Source organism: Xiashengella succiniciproducens (assembly GCF_023674465.1).
Classification (GTDB): Bacteria; Bacteroidota; Bacteroidia; order Bacteroidales; family Marinilabiliaceae; genus Geofilum; species Geofilum succiniciproducens.
Map to the genome: position 1 here is coordinate 1,661,196 of NZ_CP098400.1, position 14,666 is coordinate 1,675,861.

Genomic DNA, 14,666 nt, shown 5'->3' on the forward strand with positions numbered 1-14,666 from the left:
GAAATAATCTTTATTTACCGATCATTTTCATAAAGTCCTGTTCCGAAATAATCTTTACCCCAAGTTTCTGTGCTTTTTCAAGTTTTGCGGGTCCCATGTTGTCACCGGCAACCAGATAGTCTGTTTTTCCGGTAACTGAGGACAGGTTCTTGCCTCCGTGGGCCTCTATCAGGCCTTTTAGCTCATCGCGCGATATTGAAAACACCCCACTAACCACAAAGCTAAGTCCGTTAAGTGTATCCGACACTGCGATGTTACCACTTTCCACTTCCTCCATTTTAAGGCCGAAAAATCTCAGATCTTCAACAAGCCGGACATTAGCTTCATCTGCAAAATAAGCTTTTATGCTTGCAGCTATTTTCTGTCCTATTTCGTCCACAGCCAGAAGTTCCTCAAATGAAGCATTCATAATTCTGTCCATGGAACGCAGGGAAGAAGCAAGCTTCTTGGCGACTGTCTCACCAACAAAACGAATGCCAAGTGCAAATAATACCCTTGAGAAAGGTATCTGCTTTGATGCCTCTATACCACTTATAATATTGGCTGCGGACCTTTCACCAAGTCCTTCCAGTGGTGCTATGTCAGATTCCTTTAACCGATATAGGTCGGCTACGTTCTTAATTAGTCCCTTATCGTACAGTAGAGCTATTGTTTCACTACCCAGTCCTGAGATATCCATGGCCTGACGGCTTATGAAATGCTCTATTCGGCCCTTGATCTGCGGTGGACAGGAGGCACGGTTGGGACATATATGTGCAGCTTCACCTTCCTCTCGGACAAGTGGGGTACCGCATTCAGGACAAGCGGTTATAAACCTTACTTTTTCATGTTCTTCTGTGCGCTTGCTTTTATCAACACCAGTTATCTTAGGAATTATCTCGCCTCCCTTTTCAACTGATACCATGTCTCCGATATGCAGGTCAAGCGATTCAATTATGTCTGCATTATGCAGTGATGCACGTTTTACAGTTGTTCCCGCAAGTAATACAGGATCCAGATTAGCTACCGGAGTTACAACACCAGTGCGACCAACCTGAAAATCGACCGAATTAAGCCTTGTATAGGCCGCTTCGGGCTTAAACTTATATGCGATTGCCCAGCGGGGACTCTTTGCTGTAAAACCCAGTTCCTCGCGCAACTGCATGTCATCAACCTTGATTACAACCCCGTCAATATCGAAGGGGAGCTTTCTGCGTTCAGTGTCCCAATGTGTGATATAAGCTTCAATTTCTTCAAAGCTGGTACATCTAACATAGTGGGGTGATACCCTGAGTCCCCATTCAGATGCTGCTTTCAGCAGTTCAGCATGGGTCTGATAGGGTAAATCATCACTAATAAACTGATAGAGGAAGCATTCAAGGGGGCGTTTGGCTACCTGGGCACTATTTTGCAACTTCAGTGATCCTGCTGCGGCATTGCGAGGATTTGCAAAGGGTTGTTCTCCAATCTCCTCGCGCATCCTGTTGAGTTCTTCAAAACCCTTTCGGGGCATATAAATCTCACCCCTTACTTCAAGTTGGGCAGGATAATTCCCTATAAGTCTGAGTGGTATACTTCTAAGTGTCTTGATGTTCTGTGTAATGTCATCACCAACCTCTCCGTCTCCTCGTGTTACTCCAGAGGCTAGTAATCCATTTTCGTATGACAGGGAAATAGCGGTACCGTCAAATTTAAGTTCACAGACAAAGGCCGGACGAGTTCCTGCAAGACGATACACCCGCTCTACAAAATCGCGTAGTTCACCTATGGAATAACTGTTTCCAAGGGAAAGCATGGGGTATTTGTGGCGAACCTGCTTAAACTCCTGACTGAGATCACTACCAACCCTTACTGATGGACTGTTTGAATCATAGAATTCGGGATAAAGTGCCTCCAAACGGATAAGCTCCGTCATCTTCTGGTCATACTCATAATCAGAGATTTCAGGGCTGTTTTTTACATAGTAAAGGATGTTGTGATGATGTAACTCATCCCTTAGACTCTTTATTGCAGCCTCAGCACTTTGCTTATCCATAGATCCGTTAGCTTCCTTATGTAACTTAATACAAAAATATCATTTTATAGGAGATTAGGCCGGATAGCTAAGGTTTATTTGTGCCCAGACTCCGGGACTCTACCGGATTTACTGCTTATCCAGTTTCTTATCAGTTCTGAAAATGGTTTTATCAATGTTGATGTAAATAAAGCAAAAAGACGTGTAGACCTGAGACTGCCTTCAAGCTCTAACAAGGTCATATCCAGCCTTGTCTTTGTAAGACGAAGCTCAAGAGATAGTCTGTATTTCTCTTCTCTTAACTCCCTGAAAGAAGAGATTCTGCTGTAGTGATCCGCCTTTCTACTCATTTTTGTCAGATTCAAAGAACAACTTAATAAAGCTCCTGATTACCGGTCGTTCTACAAGATAGGACCGGAATATGTAAAGCAGGAAAGCTAGTAATAGGTAAAAGCCTGCAATAATAAGAAATCCCAAAGCATTGGAATGCAGCAGTTCACCAATATAAAAACCACCCGCCAGTGAAAGGAACATCAGGAAAAGCAGCAGGAAATACATCAGTCCCAGCTTTACAATAATTGAGGAAGTACATTTTGACAGTCTCTCAACCAGTTCTAGTTTAAGGAGTTCGATGCGCTTACCAACATAGTCTTCCAGTTCCTTTCTGATTCCTGACAGATGTTCACTAAATATATTCTGAAACATGGTTGATAAATAAATGAGTGAATACCAGTTTAATGCTTTGCGTATTCAGCTCTTAGTTTTGAAATTTTCTTTTCTATGTCATCAATACTTTTTTTAACCTCGTCCTTGATTTCCACACCTTTTTCACGCAGTGTGGAACCGAGGGCCTCTAGTTCTCCTTCAAGTTCGCTTATTTTCTTCTTCAGTGCCTTGCGTGTTTCTTCTCCGCTTTGGGGAGCATATAACAGGGCAAGAGCAGCTCCTATGGCGGCTCCGGCCAGTATTCCACCTAAAAATGAACCTGCAGATTTCATAGCTATGAATTTTAAAGTGTGAGACTTGTTGCCAATGGCATGATTTTTATGAATAAATATAAGCCATCCAAGTACCGGATGCAAATATTTCAGCTTAGGGAAATATTGGGATACATGGATTTCTCTGCGGTACTTTTTTCTTATATTTACCATATAATACAAAGGTTTTATGGCTGCAATTCTCGAGAGTATACCAATTAGCGACAGGGTAGAGATACTTAAATGCTACAGAAATCTGTTGCGTGCAAGTTCTTCTATACTTACCTGGAAGGATATCAAACAGATAAGGGAAGCTATAGAACTTTCCATGCAGAAAACCGGTTTTGAGAGACACCCATCAGGAAAATTGGTACTAGTACATTCCCTTGAAGTTGCCCGGGTTACTGTAGAGGAGATGGGACTTGGCAAAACATCTCTGATTTGTGCATTGCTGTACGAACTCGTAAGGAATTCCGAGACTACCATAGAGGAAATCGAAAAGAGGTTTGGCAAGGTTGAGGCCAATATAATGGATGGTCTTATCAAGGTTTACGACCTATATCGCACAAGTTCTTCAATTCAGTCTGAAAATTTCCGTAAACTCTTGCTGATGTTTGCCAAGGATATTAGGGTAGTCCTGATTATCATAGCAGACAGATTGATTACTATGCGTTCCCTTGGAAAACATAGTCTTGAGGAACAACTTTCAATTTCAGCAGAGGTTTCCTATTTGTATGCACCGATGGCCCACAGGCTTGGACTTTATACTATTAAATCTGAGCTTGAGGACCTTGTGATGAAGTATACCGAAAGGGATATTTATAAGTTTATCGCCAAGAAACTTAACGAGACAAAGAGGGAAAGGGACAGGTATATCAAGGAGTTTATTGAGCCTCTGAAAGAGGAGCTTAACAAGCATGATTTAAAGTTTGAAATTAAGGGCAGAACCAAGACCATCAACTCCATCTACAATAAGATGAAGAAGCAGAATGTGGAGTTTGAACAGGTCTATGATTTGTTTGCTATCAGGGTAATTCTAGACAGTGAACTAAAAAATGAAAAGGCTGACTGCTGGAAAGTTTATTCAATAGTAGCTGATATGTACCAGCCTAATCCGCGAAGGATGAGGGACTGGCTTACTGTTCCCAAGAGTAATGGTTATGAGTCTTTGCACACTACGGTTCTGGGACCACAAAACAAATGGGTGGAGGTTCAGATCCGTACAAAGCGCATGGATGAAATTGCAGAAAAGGGTTTGGCTGCTCACTGGAAGTATAAGGGTATCAGGGGTGAAAGCGGACTTGACGAGTGGCTCACAAGCGTTCGTGAAATACTTGAAAATCCGGAGCTTAATGCTGTTGACCTGATAGATGACTTTAAGTTAAATCTTTACGATGATGAAGTGTTCGTTTTCACCCCAAAAGGGGATCTGATACGAATGCCCAAGGGAGCAACTGTACTTGATTTTGCTTTTAATATCCATTCAGAGATAGGTAAGAAATGCGTGGGGGCAAGGGTAAATTCAAAGAATGTTCAGATCAAGTACCAACTCCAGAATGGTGATCACATTGAAATTCTGACATCCTCAACCCAGGCTCCAAAGCAGGATTGGCTTAATATAGTTGCTACAGCAAGGGCAAAAACTAAGCTGAAACAGGCTCTCAGGGAACAGTTGTACAAAGAGGCTGAGATAGGAAGGGAAACGTTGATAAGGAGGCTGAAGAACTGGAAACTTGAGCTAAATGATCAACTTATTGGTCAACTGGTCAAGAATTTCCGTTATAAGACTGTTCATGACATGTTTCGTGACATAGCTCTTGAAAAACTCGATGTTGTAGCAATCAGAGAGTTTATTCAGGCTCAGCAAAAAAAGGAAAGCACAGAGGCTGCCACTCCAGGCGTAAGAAGTGCTGAGAATTTTGTTGCTGCTGCAAAAGAAGAGACTGAAACAGCAGATGGAGAGGTATTGCTTATTGATAAAAACCTGACAAATGTCGATTACAAGTTGGCAAAATGCTGTAATCCAATTTTTGGTGACGATATTTTTGGCTTTGTAGGTGTATCCGGAGGGATTAAAATACACAGGACAACCTGTCCTAATGCTACAGAGCTACGCAATAAGTACGCTTATAGAATTGTAAAAGCGCAGTGGACAGGAGAAGCCGGAAGTGGCAATTATCTTGCTGCTATCAAGGTTGTCGGAGAAGATGATATCGGCATCATCAGCAATATCTCATCAATTATTTCTAAGGAAACCAGAGTCAAATTGCGTTCTATTACAGTAGAAAGCAATGAAGGTTTATTTGAAGGAGCAGTTTCGGTATTTGTAAGTAATAGTCTGATATTAAACAGTCTGATAAAAAAGATAAGGGCTATTAAAGGTGTCCTGTCAGTATCCCGTATCGATGGTTAGTTTACTTGACGGATTTGTGGTGGGATAGCTGTTTTTGTTGTATATTTAATAAAGATCAGGCGACTGATCCGTAACCTAAAATATACGGCCATGGAAGAGAAAATTATTACCCTGGTGACCAGCAGCTTCCAACATGCTCAGGTCCTCAAGAATATTCTTGAAACAGAGGGGATTGAATGTTTCCTTCAGAATGTGAACGTTATTGAGGGAGCTGTCAATATGGGAGTCAAGGTTAGGATTAAGGAATCAGACCTTGAAGCTGCCATAAAGATAATTGAGAGTATCGAGGAGAGTGGTATTGACAGGTTTAGAGAGAAAAAGGGGGGAAGACCCCAAAAGCCAAGGATTCTGCTACCTGTTGATTTCAGCGATTATTCAGATAAAGCAGCAGATTTTGCCCTCGAATGGGCTGCAAGACTAAATGCTGAGATTACTGTTCTGAATGTCTACTTCAACCCGATAATCAATACCCTGCCTTTTTCAGAAGCTTATATCTACGATGCCAACCTGGATCAGATGCTTGCTGATACCGAGGAACAAGCAAAAGCTGACATGAAGGAGTTTATTGCCCGCTTCAAGGAGAGAGCCAGCAAAGCAGGAGCTGACTTACAGATTAAGCATAAACTTGTAAGGGGTGTAGCAGAGGATGAAATAGTACGGTTTAGTGATGAGTATAAGCCTACTTTGATAATACTGGGAACAAGGGGAAAGGACAGGAAGGCTGCCGACCTTATCGGTAGCGTGACTGCAGAGGTTATGGAGTTGGCCAGAGTTCCCGTTCTTGCAGTTCCCGAAGACTTCAATTTCCAAGGCATAGACCATATCAAAAACGTGCTTTATGCTACCAATTTTGAGGAGTCCGACTTTGTAGCCCTCAACAAACTTGAAAGAATAGTAAAGCCGCTTGACGTAACTATTCACTTTGTACATGTTGGTCCAGATGCAGGAAGTACCTGGACTAAGGTTAAGCTTGAGGGCTTAAGGAATTACATGAAGGATCGCTTCCCAAACTCATCAATAGTATGTGATTATATTGAGAGCGAGGATTTCTGGATTGGACTCGAATCCTATATCAGGAAGAAAAAGATTGACATAATTAGTCTGACAGCCAGGAGGAGGAACCTGCTAACCCGTCTTTTTAACCCTTCTGTTGCCAAGCGCATGCTGTTTCATACAAATACACCTATGCTTGTATTTCATCAGAGGACTATTATTACCTCTTAGTTTTATCATTTCAGAGGCACAAATGGCATTTCATCTTTTGCAGTCTAATAACAACTGCGACTAAAGTGCGGATAAACCGGTTTGCTGACCGGCAGGATATTGAATTGAAATGCCGAAATAAGTAAAAATGGAATTCAGAATCGTTGGAAGTCATCAGAAACCGGAGCAAAGGAGGATAATGCATAGCCTTATCTTTCCATTTTTCATCGTAATGCTGATGTTTTCAACTCAGGTCTTTTCATCACTGGAAAACTGGAACTTAAACTTCCTGGGGGTTAGGCCACGTACAATAGACGGACTGCGGGGCATATTGCTGTCTCCCTTCGTTCATTCAGGCTGGAAACACCTCTTTAGTAATATTACGGCCTTTATGGTGTTATCAGTAACCTTCTTCTATTTCTACAGGGAAATAGCCTATAAGGTCTTTGTGTTGATTTATCTGATGTCAGGTATTTTGCTTTGGTGTGGTGGTCGTGAAGCCTGGCATATTGGTGCCAGTGGACTTATTTATGGATTGGCGTCCTTTCTTTTTATCAGTGGCGTAATTAGGAAGCATATACCTCTGATGGCAGTATCCCTAATCGTAGTATTCCTGTATGGCAGTCTTTTCTGGGGTATGTTGCCATTATCATATGAAATGGAGCTTTCCTGGGAGGGGCATCTATGGGGCTTTGTTGCCGGTTTTATAAATGCTTTAATGTTCAGACATGAAGGACCTCAGCGGCCACCAGAACCTTTTGTAGATGATGAAGATGAAAATGAATCAGGAGTGGTGGCAGAAGAGGAGGAGAGAGAATAAAAAACAGGCTGACTTCCTCAAGTCAGCCTGTTTTATCTAAATAATGTATAATCAGTTATTAGCCTACTTTGAAATATTCCAGTACACTCTTTAAAGCTTGTGCAAACTCGTTCAGATTTCTTGCATTTGCGGCAACCTGTTCTGCAGCAGCTGCATTCTTACTATGTTCAGCAAGCTTTCTAACCTCAGCTGCAACTACAGCAAATCCTCTTCAACAGCAGAAGCCTGTTCATTTGAACCCTCCGATAATTGCTCTGAGGTACTGCTGAGTTCCAGACTTGCTTCATTTACCTTATCTGCACCGAGAAGGGTGGTATTTACGACTTCAGTAAGGTTTTGGATCATAGCCTTCATACCGTTGAAAAGCATGCCAATCTCATCCTTACGTTGCAGATAATGTTCCGGAAGTTCGGTTCTCAGATCACCTGAAGCAAGATCAGAGAAATGATGTATAGCACCGTAGAGTGGTTTTCTGATGCTTTGGCTAAGTGTTATAATTAGAAAGGTTACAAGGATTACTAGGATAATAGTAGCCACTATGGCAACATTAGTAACAAAACTACTTCTTTGTTTAACATAAACATATGCCTCTTCAGCTTCCGCCAGACTAAACTCTGTAAGTCTGTCAAGTGAGGTTCGCATCTTATTAAGCTCTGCATTGTATTCATTTTCAAGAATATCCAAAGCTTCATAATACTTTCCACTCTCTATTAAGCTGATAGCGTCTTCGGTAAGTTCTCCAATACGGCCATATCCCTCGAAAAAATCAGCACGGACAGGATTCAATTCAGGATGTAAGGTCAGGTGAGAAATCGAATCAAACTTCGAATACCTTTCCAGGACTTGGTTGTAATTCAACCTGGCATCTTCAATCAAACGAGCTTCCCTTTCCTTATCGCCACTACCGGCAAATAAGATGGCTTGATTTAGAGCAAGGACACTTTGATAAGCATCACGGTCGGCTTCAATTAGGTTTTCTGTACCCGTGAAATTTATAGAGTAGATTTGATCAACGTTTTTGATAACGTCTGTAAAACTGTAGGAGCTGTAAAACATCCTTGCCTCTTGGAGAACCATAACAATAACAAAGACAAAGATAATCCGGATATGGATTTTTACATCATAGGGGAAAAGCGGATCTTTCTCATATAACGAAGTTACAAGCAAGCCTATTAGACGACACAACAACCATCAACGAGACACCAAAACCATCGACCTTTGACATCCTGACCAGACTTTTTGAACAACCATACTCGGCAGACAATTTCGCTGTATCTCGACATAGACCAACAGACCAACTTGGCGACACACAAGCCGACCCAAGAAAAAATAAAACACCCCACCGCACAAAAAAATGAATTTCTGCCACCGCACAAGTGGCACATTTGGCTTTGCCCTGCCCACAAGCCGACCCTACTGCAAAGCCAAAAGAGCCACTTTTTCCCTACTAACCAAAGACAGTACAGAGAAGACAAATACACTTTGTAGAACACCTACTCATAAATATTTTAAGAAAAAGTTTGGATATTAGAAAACTTTATCTACTTTTGTAGCGTCATTACAAAGGAATAAATTTGAAAACGCTAATAAAAGACATCACAAACATCCAAACCGGACTCTTTGCTAAGCCTGCTGGCATTGGCGAGTTGGTGTATCTACAGGCTAAGCATTTTGACGAATTCGGTCATTTGCATTCGGTTCTTCACCCTGATTTGCTAGCTGAAGGAATTTCTGAAAAGCACTTGCTGAGAGACGGTGATGTGCTTTTTGCGGCTAAAGGAACCAAAAACTTTGCAGCCGTTTTTGAAAACCACAACGAACCTTCTGTGGCTTCCACTTCCTTTTTTGTTATCAGACTAACTGACAACAAAGTGTTGCCTCGGTTTTTGGCCTGGTTCCTTAATAACCCTACCACACAAACACTTTTAAAAGCACAAGCCATTGGTACTTCTATTCCTTCTATTTCAAAACAGGTTTTAGAGAATCTGGAAATACCAGTTCCAGATATTAAAACGCAAAAAGCAATCGTAGAAATTTCAAAACTCCGAAACAGGGAAAAGTTCTTGAAGCAACAGATTGAAGTTTTGAGGGACAAGAAGGTCAATCAGCAAATTTTGAAGGCTATAAACTATGAGAGATAAGATATGAGCCAAAGCAAATCCATATTAAAAGATAAGTCGTTTTCATTTGCGATAGCAATTGTGAAAACCTATAAGAATCTGGTTGAAGAGAAATGAGAATATGTGATGAGTAAGCAATTATTGCGCTCAGGCACATCTGTTGGAGCAAATATTCGAGAAGCTAAAAATGCCGAAAGTACCAACGACTTTATTCATAAATTGGGTATCGCTCAAAAGGAGTGTGATGAAACATTGTATTGGCTCGAATTACTCAAGAAAACTGAATATTTAAATGGAGAAGAATTTCACAAACTCTCTGATGAAGCCAATCAAATCTTAAAAATGATTCGCAGTACTATCTTGACCATTAAACAAAAAAATCTCAAATCTCATAACTCATAATTCATATCTCATGACAAAAATTACTCAGAAAGACATCAACGATGCCGTTTGGAAAGCTTGTGACACCTTTAGAGGCAGCATTGACCCAAGCGTTTATAAAGACTATGTGTTGACCATGCTGTTCCTAAAATACCTCAGCGATGTGCATGACGATAAAATGGAAGGCTATCTGAAAAAATACAACGGTAATGTAGAACGTGCCAAACGTGCCATGCAACACGAACGCTTTATTGTGCCGGAGCATAGCCATTTTAAATATCTATACGACCACCGCAACGAAGCCAATATTGGAGAGCTCATCAATATTGCTTTGACGGATTTGGAAGAAGCCAACCGTGAAAAACTGTACAGCGAAGACGGTGCAGGCATTTTCCAAAATATAGACTTTAACAGCAGCAAGCTGGGCGAACCTAAAGATAAAAACCAACGCCTGAAAACCCTGCTCATTGATTTTAATTCTGAGAAACTGGATTTGCGTCCTTCCCATTTAGGTGGGGCTGATATCATTGGTGGCGCTTACGAATTTCTGATAGCCAACTTTGCCGGTGATGCCGGAAAAAAGGCGGGAGAATTCTTTACTCCGGCTGAAGTTTCTACCCTCCTGGCTAAACTCACCAAATCAAAACCGGGATCCAGAATATGTGACCCGACTTGCGGTTCCGGTTCATTGCTTATAAAAGCAGGTATGGAAGTGGGTTCCGATAATTTCTCCCTATATGGGCAGGAAGCCAATGGAAGCACTTGGGCGTTGGCGGTGATGAACATGTTTTTGCATGGATTTGACAATGCTACCATCCGCTGGGGCGATACCATTCGTAATCCTAAACTGAAAGAAGGCGATGCTTTGATGAAGTTTGATACCGTGGTAGCCAACCCGCCTTTCTCATTAGACAAATGGGGAAAAGTAGAAGATAAGGATGGAGAAAAAACAACCGTGAGCTACGACCCTGAAAGCGATAAATACAACCGCTTTTGGAGAGGGGTGCCGCCAAAAAGCAAAGGCGACTGGGCTTTTATCAGTCACATGATAGAAACGCTGAATGAACAGGGCAAAGCAGGTGTAGTTGTGCCGCATGGTGTGTTGTTCCGTGGCAGCAGCGAAGGAAAAATAAGACAGAAAACCATTGAAGAAAATTTACTGGAAGCCGTAATTGGCCTACCTGCCAACTTGTTTTTTGGTACCGGCATTCCTGCAGCCATTATGGTGTTTAACAAGCAAAAGAGCAGCAAACATGTGTTGTTTATTGATGCCAGCAAACATTACGAAAGTGCTAAAAACCAAAACAAGCTTCGTGCAAGCGATATTGAACACATAGTAAACACCTACCGTGATTTTACAGCAGGTAAACTAAAACCGGGGGTGGCAGAAGAAAAATACAGCTACGTAGCCACTTTTGAAGAAATACAGGAAAACGATTTTAACCTGAACATCCCCCGCTATGTAGACACCTTTGAAGAAGAAGCCGAAGTGGATATTGCTGCGGTGCAAAAGGAGATTGATTCCCTTGTGGCTGAACTAAAAATGGTGCAGCAGGAAATGGATAAATACCTGAAGGAGCTATTGAAATAGTGTTATGCAAGAATCTCAAATCATATTATACACCACCCCAAAGGGCGATGTCAAAGTGGAAATCCGCTTTGAAGATGAAACTTTCTGGCTTACGCAAAAGAAAATTGCGGAACTCTTCGGTGTGGACGTAAGGACGGTTAATGAGCACTTGAAGAATATCTTTGAATCGGGAGAACTGCAACGGGAGGCAACTATCCGGAAAATCCGGATAGTTCAACAAGAAGGTAACCGGCAAGTCAGCAGGGAGTTAGACTTCTACAATTTAGACGCCATCATTGCGGTAGGCTATAGAGTGAACAGCTACAATGCCACTCAATTCCGTATCTGGGCTACCAATACACTCAAAGAGTTCATCATTAAAGGTTTTGTGCTGGATGACGAGCGCCTGAAGCAAGGAAAAAAGTTCGGAAAGGACTACTTTGACGAACTCTTAGAGCGCATACGCTCGATAAGAGCTTCGGAGCGGAGGTTTTACCAGAAGATCACCGACATCTATGCAGAAGCCAGTATTGATTATGACCCGAAGTCGCCCATTACCCAGAAGTTTTACAAAACGGTACAAAACAAATTGCATTGGGCTATAACCGGACACACCGCTGCAGAACTCATTGCCCAACGTGTAGACGCCACCAAGCCCAATATGGGTTTGCAAACCTGGAAAGCAGCACCGCATGGTAAGATTATGAAATCAGATGTTTCGGTGGCAAAAAACTACCTGAATGAGCAGGAGCTGAAAGAGCTGGAGCGTATTGTTTCTATGTATTTGGATTACGCTGAAAATCAAGCCAAGCGACAGATCGCTATGAAGATGCAGGACTGGGTGGACAAATTGGATGCTTTTCTGAATTTCAACGACTATCAAATTTTGAAAGATGCCGGAAAAATGTCTGCCGAAGTAGCTAAGAAATTAGCCGAAAAGGAATACGAAAAGTTTGCTCCTATACAAGACCGAAATTTTGAATCGGACTTTGATAAAGCAATAAAAAAACTTAAAAAAGGATAATAAAACCATGAGCACCACAACACCACATACACAAACTGCCTACAAAGACACACCCATCGGAAAAATCCCTGCCGATTGGGAGGTGAAGAAATTGGGGGAGGTTGCCGATATTGACAAAGAAAGTTTAAGTAGTAATACTCCTAAAGATTATAAATTTGACTACATATCATTATCAGATGTAGATTCTGAAGACTTTAATATTCAAACAACCAAACAAATATTTGAAACCGCACCTTCCAGAGCAAGAAGGATTGTGCGAAAAGATGATATTTTACTATCTACTGTACGTCCCAACCTACAAGGATTTTCAATTATTAGGGATGAAGTAAAAGATTTAATAGCATCTACAGGTTTTGCTGTTATATCATGTAAAAATATCTACAATGAATATTTGTTTCAGTTCTTGTTTGGAAATTCAATACAAAAGCAGTTTTATCAACTACTTGTTGGCTCTAATTATCCTGCTATCAACTCATCTGATGTAAAAAAACTCAAAATCCCCCTTCCACCCCTTCCCGAGCAGAAGCGCATTGCCGAAGTGCTCAGCACTTGGGACCAAGCCATCCAACTTACCGAACAACTCATCCGCCAAAAAGAACAACGCAAAAAATGGCTGATGCAAAACCTCCTCACCGGTAAAATGAGATTGAAAGGGTTTAGTGGGGAGTGGAAAAAAATAGGTGCAGGTGAAGTTTTTAAAAGTGTGGCAAAAAAGGGATATGCAGATGAAGAATTACTCTCCGCAACACAAGATAAGGGAATGATTCCAAGAACAATGCTAGAAGGAAGGGTTACAATGCCAACAACAGGAACAGAAGGTTTTAAACTCGTTGAAGTTGGGGATTTTGTGATTAGCCTTCGTTCATTTCAAGGCGGTTTGGAATATTCATATTACAGAGGTTTAGTGAGTCCCGCATATACAGTTCTAAAACCAAAGAAGCCGATTAGTGAAGAATTTTACAAACAGTATTTTAAAAGCTATGATTTTATCGGGCATTTAGCAATTGCTGTGATTGGAATTAGAGATGGAAAGCAAATTAGCTACGATGATTTTTGCACTGTAAAAATTCCTTACCCAACTATCGAAGAACAAACCGCCATTGCAGAGGTCCTGCAAACCGCCGATAAAGAAATCGAGTTGCTCAAAGCCAAAGCAGAGCAGTTGAAAGAGCAGAAGAAGGGGTTGATGCAGCAGTTGTTGACGGGGAAATTGAGGTTGAAAAATGAAATCAAAGTGTAAGTAATAAACAATATCAATTATGGCAAGAAAGCTACAAAGAATCGCTATTGCATATGACTTTGATGGGACACTGGCCCCTGGTAATATGCAACAACATTCATTCATACCCAAACTAGGGATCGATAGTGGAGAATTTTGGAAAGAAGTTAAAACTATCGCTCGAGAAAATGATATGAATGAAATTTTGGCATACATGCACCACATGTTAAAAAGAGCCAAAGAAAAAGATATTCAGATAACTAAAAAAGCCTTTATTGACCACGGAAAGGGCATGCCATTATTCACTGGAGTAGAGGAGTATTTTAAGAAAATTAATGACTATGCTCGTTCGAAAGGCTTGGTCATTGAGCACTATATCATCTCATCCGGGCTAAGAGATATACTAAAAGGAACTACAATCTATAAAGAATTCAAAGTTGTATTTGCTTCTGCGTACAAATATGATGTTAATGAAGTTGCTGAATGGCCGGCATTGGCCATTGATTATACAAATAAGACTCAGTTTCTTTTTAGAATAAATAAGGGAATTATGAATGCATGGGACAATGAGAGTATAAATAAGTTTATGCCCGAAGATGAAAGACCTATGCCATTTAATCGGATGATATATATAGGTGATGGAGAAACAGATATACCTGCTATGAAAATGATAAATTTTCAAGGTGGTAAATCAATAGCAGTTTACAATCCAAACACAAAATCAAGAGCAGGGCAGAAAGCAAAAAATATTACAAAAGAACTTGTTTCCCAAGGCAGAGCAAATTATGTTGCTCCAGCTGACTATTCTGAAGGAAGCACACTTTTTAAAATCATCCAGCTTTGCATAGACTCGATTGCGGCAGAAATTGAATTACAGAATTATAAAAAGTAGTCCATATCCCCCGAATGAATTTATGTGTTTCGCCAATCAGCGGATGATTGTTTA

Annotated in this window: 14 protein-coding genes; 9 read left to right on the forward strand and 5 right to left on the reverse strand. The window is 41.0% G+C overall.

What is annotated here, in order from left to right; translation table 11 throughout:
• Positions 1-10 precede the first annotated feature (10 nt).
• The 4 genes from ligA to M9189_RS07045 all read right to left on the reverse strand — a co-directional run bounded on the left by ligA (position 11) and on the right by M9189_RS07045 (position 3,144).
• Positions 11-2,014, reverse strand: coding sequence for an NAD-dependent DNA ligase LigA (gene ligA, locus M9189_RS07030; RefSeq protein ID WP_250721980.1), 2,004 nt, complete (start codon positions 2,012-2,014; stop codon positions 11-13).
• A gap of 74 nt (positions 2,015-2,088) precedes the next feature.
• Positions 2,089-2,343: a hypothetical protein gene (locus M9189_RS07035; RefSeq protein ID WP_250721981.1), complete on the reverse strand. Its 255-nt coding sequence runs from the start codon at positions 2,341-2,343 to the stop codon at positions 2,089-2,091.
• Positions 2,336-2,698: a phage holin family protein gene (locus M9189_RS07040; RefSeq protein ID WP_250721982.1), complete on the reverse strand. Its 363-nt coding sequence runs from the start codon at positions 2,696-2,698 to the stop codon at positions 2,336-2,338. The genes M9189_RS07035 and M9189_RS07040 overlap by 8 nt, the downstream gene beginning before the upstream one ends.
• A gap of 29 nt (positions 2,699-2,727) precedes the next feature.
• Positions 2,728-3,144 (reverse strand): YtxH domain-containing protein, encoded by a 417-nt coding sequence (locus M9189_RS07045; protein WP_250721983.1) that lies wholly within the window; start codon positions 3,142-3,144, stop codon positions 2,728-2,730.
• A 16-nt stretch (positions 3,145-3,160) separates the two neighbouring features.
• Between M9189_RS07045 and M9189_RS07050 the strand changes: the two genes are divergently transcribed.
• From M9189_RS07050 to M9189_RS07060, 3 genes are all read left to right on the forward strand, one after another.
• Positions 3,161-5,383, forward strand: coding sequence for a RelA/SpoT family protein (locus M9189_RS07050; protein ID WP_250721984.1), 2,223 nt, complete (start codon positions 3,161-3,163; stop codon positions 5,381-5,383).
• Between the two features lie 90 nt (positions 5,384-5,473).
• Positions 5,474-6,607, forward strand: a complete 1,134-nt coding sequence (locus tag M9189_RS07055; protein ID WP_250721985.1) for a universal stress protein — start codon at positions 5,474-5,476, stop codon at positions 6,605-6,607.
• Positions 6,608-6,734: 127 nt separating this feature from the next.
• The gene (locus M9189_RS07060) at positions 6,735-7,406 is read left to right on the forward strand and encodes a rhomboid family intramembrane serine protease (protein ID WP_250721986.1); all 672 of its coding nucleotides are present in this window, start codon (positions 6,735-6,737) and stop codon (positions 7,404-7,406) included.
• A gap of 195 nt (positions 7,407-7,601) precedes the next feature.
• Here M9189_RS07060 and M9189_RS07065 read toward each other — a convergent pair whose 3' ends face one another.
• Positions 7,602-8,594: a methyl-accepting chemotaxis protein gene (locus M9189_RS07065; RefSeq protein WP_336417647.1), complete on the reverse strand. Its 993-nt coding sequence runs from the start codon at positions 8,592-8,594 to the stop codon at positions 7,602-7,604.
• 386 nt (positions 8,595-8,980) lie between these two features.
• On the opposite strand from M9189_RS07065, the gene M9189_RS07070 reads away from it, so the two are divergent.
• The 6 genes from M9189_RS07070 to M9189_RS07095 all read left to right on the forward strand — a co-directional run bounded on the left by M9189_RS07070 (position 8,981) and on the right by M9189_RS07095 (position 14,612).
• Positions 8,981-9,547 carry a restriction endonuclease subunit S gene (locus tag M9189_RS07070; protein ID WP_250721988.1) on the forward strand — a complete coding sequence of 189 codons (567 nt, stop codon included), beginning with the start codon at positions 8,981-8,983 and terminating at the stop codon, positions 9,545-9,547.
• Between the two features lie 105 nt (positions 9,548-9,652).
• Complete coding sequence (locus tag M9189_RS07075; protein WP_250721989.1) at positions 9,653-9,928, forward strand: four helix bundle protein; 276 nt, start codon at positions 9,653-9,655, stop codon at positions 9,926-9,928.
• 10 nt (positions 9,929-9,938) lie between these two features.
• Positions 9,939-11,498 carry a type I restriction-modification system subunit M gene (locus M9189_RS07080; protein WP_250721990.1) on the forward strand — a complete coding sequence of 520 codons (1,560 nt, stop codon included), beginning with the start codon at positions 9,939-9,941 and terminating at the stop codon, positions 11,496-11,498.
• A gap of 4 nt (positions 11,499-11,502) precedes the next feature.
• Positions 11,503-12,501: a virulence RhuM family protein gene (gene rhuM, locus M9189_RS07085; RefSeq protein WP_071136789.1), complete on the forward strand. Its 999-nt coding sequence runs from the start codon at positions 11,503-11,505 to the stop codon at positions 12,499-12,501.
• Between the two features lie 7 nt (positions 12,502-12,508).
• Positions 12,509-13,741, forward strand: a complete 1,233-nt coding sequence (locus M9189_RS07090) for a restriction endonuclease subunit S (protein WP_083373234.1) — start codon at positions 12,509-12,511, stop codon at positions 13,739-13,741.
• A gap of 19 nt (positions 13,742-13,760) precedes the next feature.
• Positions 13,761-14,612: an HAD family hydrolase gene (locus tag M9189_RS07095; protein ID WP_071136790.1), complete on the forward strand. Its 852-nt coding sequence runs from the start codon at positions 13,761-13,763 to the stop codon at positions 14,610-14,612.
• Positions 14,613-14,666 lie beyond the last annotated feature (54 nt).

Excerpts from the sequence above, each read along its gene's own strand:
- ligA (WP_250721980.1), bottom strand. The coding sequence starts at position 2,014 with ATGGATAAGCAAAGTGCTGAGGCTGCAATAAAGAGTCTAAGGGATGAG.
- M9189_RS07035 (WP_250721981.1), bottom strand. The coding sequence starts at position 2,343 with ATGAGTAGAAAGGCGGATCACTACAGCAGAATCTCTTCTTTCAGGGAG.
- M9189_RS07040 (WP_250721982.1), bottom strand. The coding sequence starts at position 2,698 with ATGTTTCAGAATATATTTAGTGAACATCTGTCAGGAATCAGAAAGGAA.
- M9189_RS07045 (WP_250721983.1), bottom strand. The coding sequence starts at position 3,144 with ATGGTAAATATAAGAAAAAAGTACCGCAGAGAAATCCATGTATCCCAA.
- M9189_RS07050 (WP_250721984.1), top strand. The coding sequence starts at position 3,161 with ATGGCTGCAATTCTCGAGAGTATACCAATTAGCGACAGGGTAGAGATA.
- M9189_RS07055 (WP_250721985.1), top strand. The coding sequence starts at position 5,474 with ATGGAAGAGAAAATTATTACCCTGGTGACCAGCAGCTTCCAACATGCT.
- M9189_RS07060 (WP_250721986.1), top strand. The coding sequence starts at position 6,735 with ATGGAATTCAGAATCGTTGGAAGTCATCAGAAACCGGAGCAAAGGAGG.
- M9189_RS07075 (WP_250721989.1), top strand. The coding sequence starts at position 9,653 with ATGAGTAAGCAATTATTGCGCTCAGGCACATCTGTTGGAGCAAATATT.
- M9189_RS07080 (WP_250721990.1), top strand. The coding sequence starts at position 9,939 with ATGACAAAAATTACTCAGAAAGACATCAACGATGCCGTTTGGAAAGCT.
- rhuM (WP_071136789.1), top strand. The coding sequence starts at position 11,503 with ATGCAAGAATCTCAAATCATATTATACACCACCCCAAAGGGCGATGTC.
- M9189_RS07090 (WP_083373234.1), top strand. The coding sequence starts at position 12,509 with ATGAGCACCACAACACCACATACACAAACTGCCTACAAAGACACACCC.
- M9189_RS07095 (WP_071136790.1), top strand. The coding sequence starts at position 13,761 with ATGGCAAGAAAGCTACAAAGAATCGCTATTGCATATGACTTTGATGGG.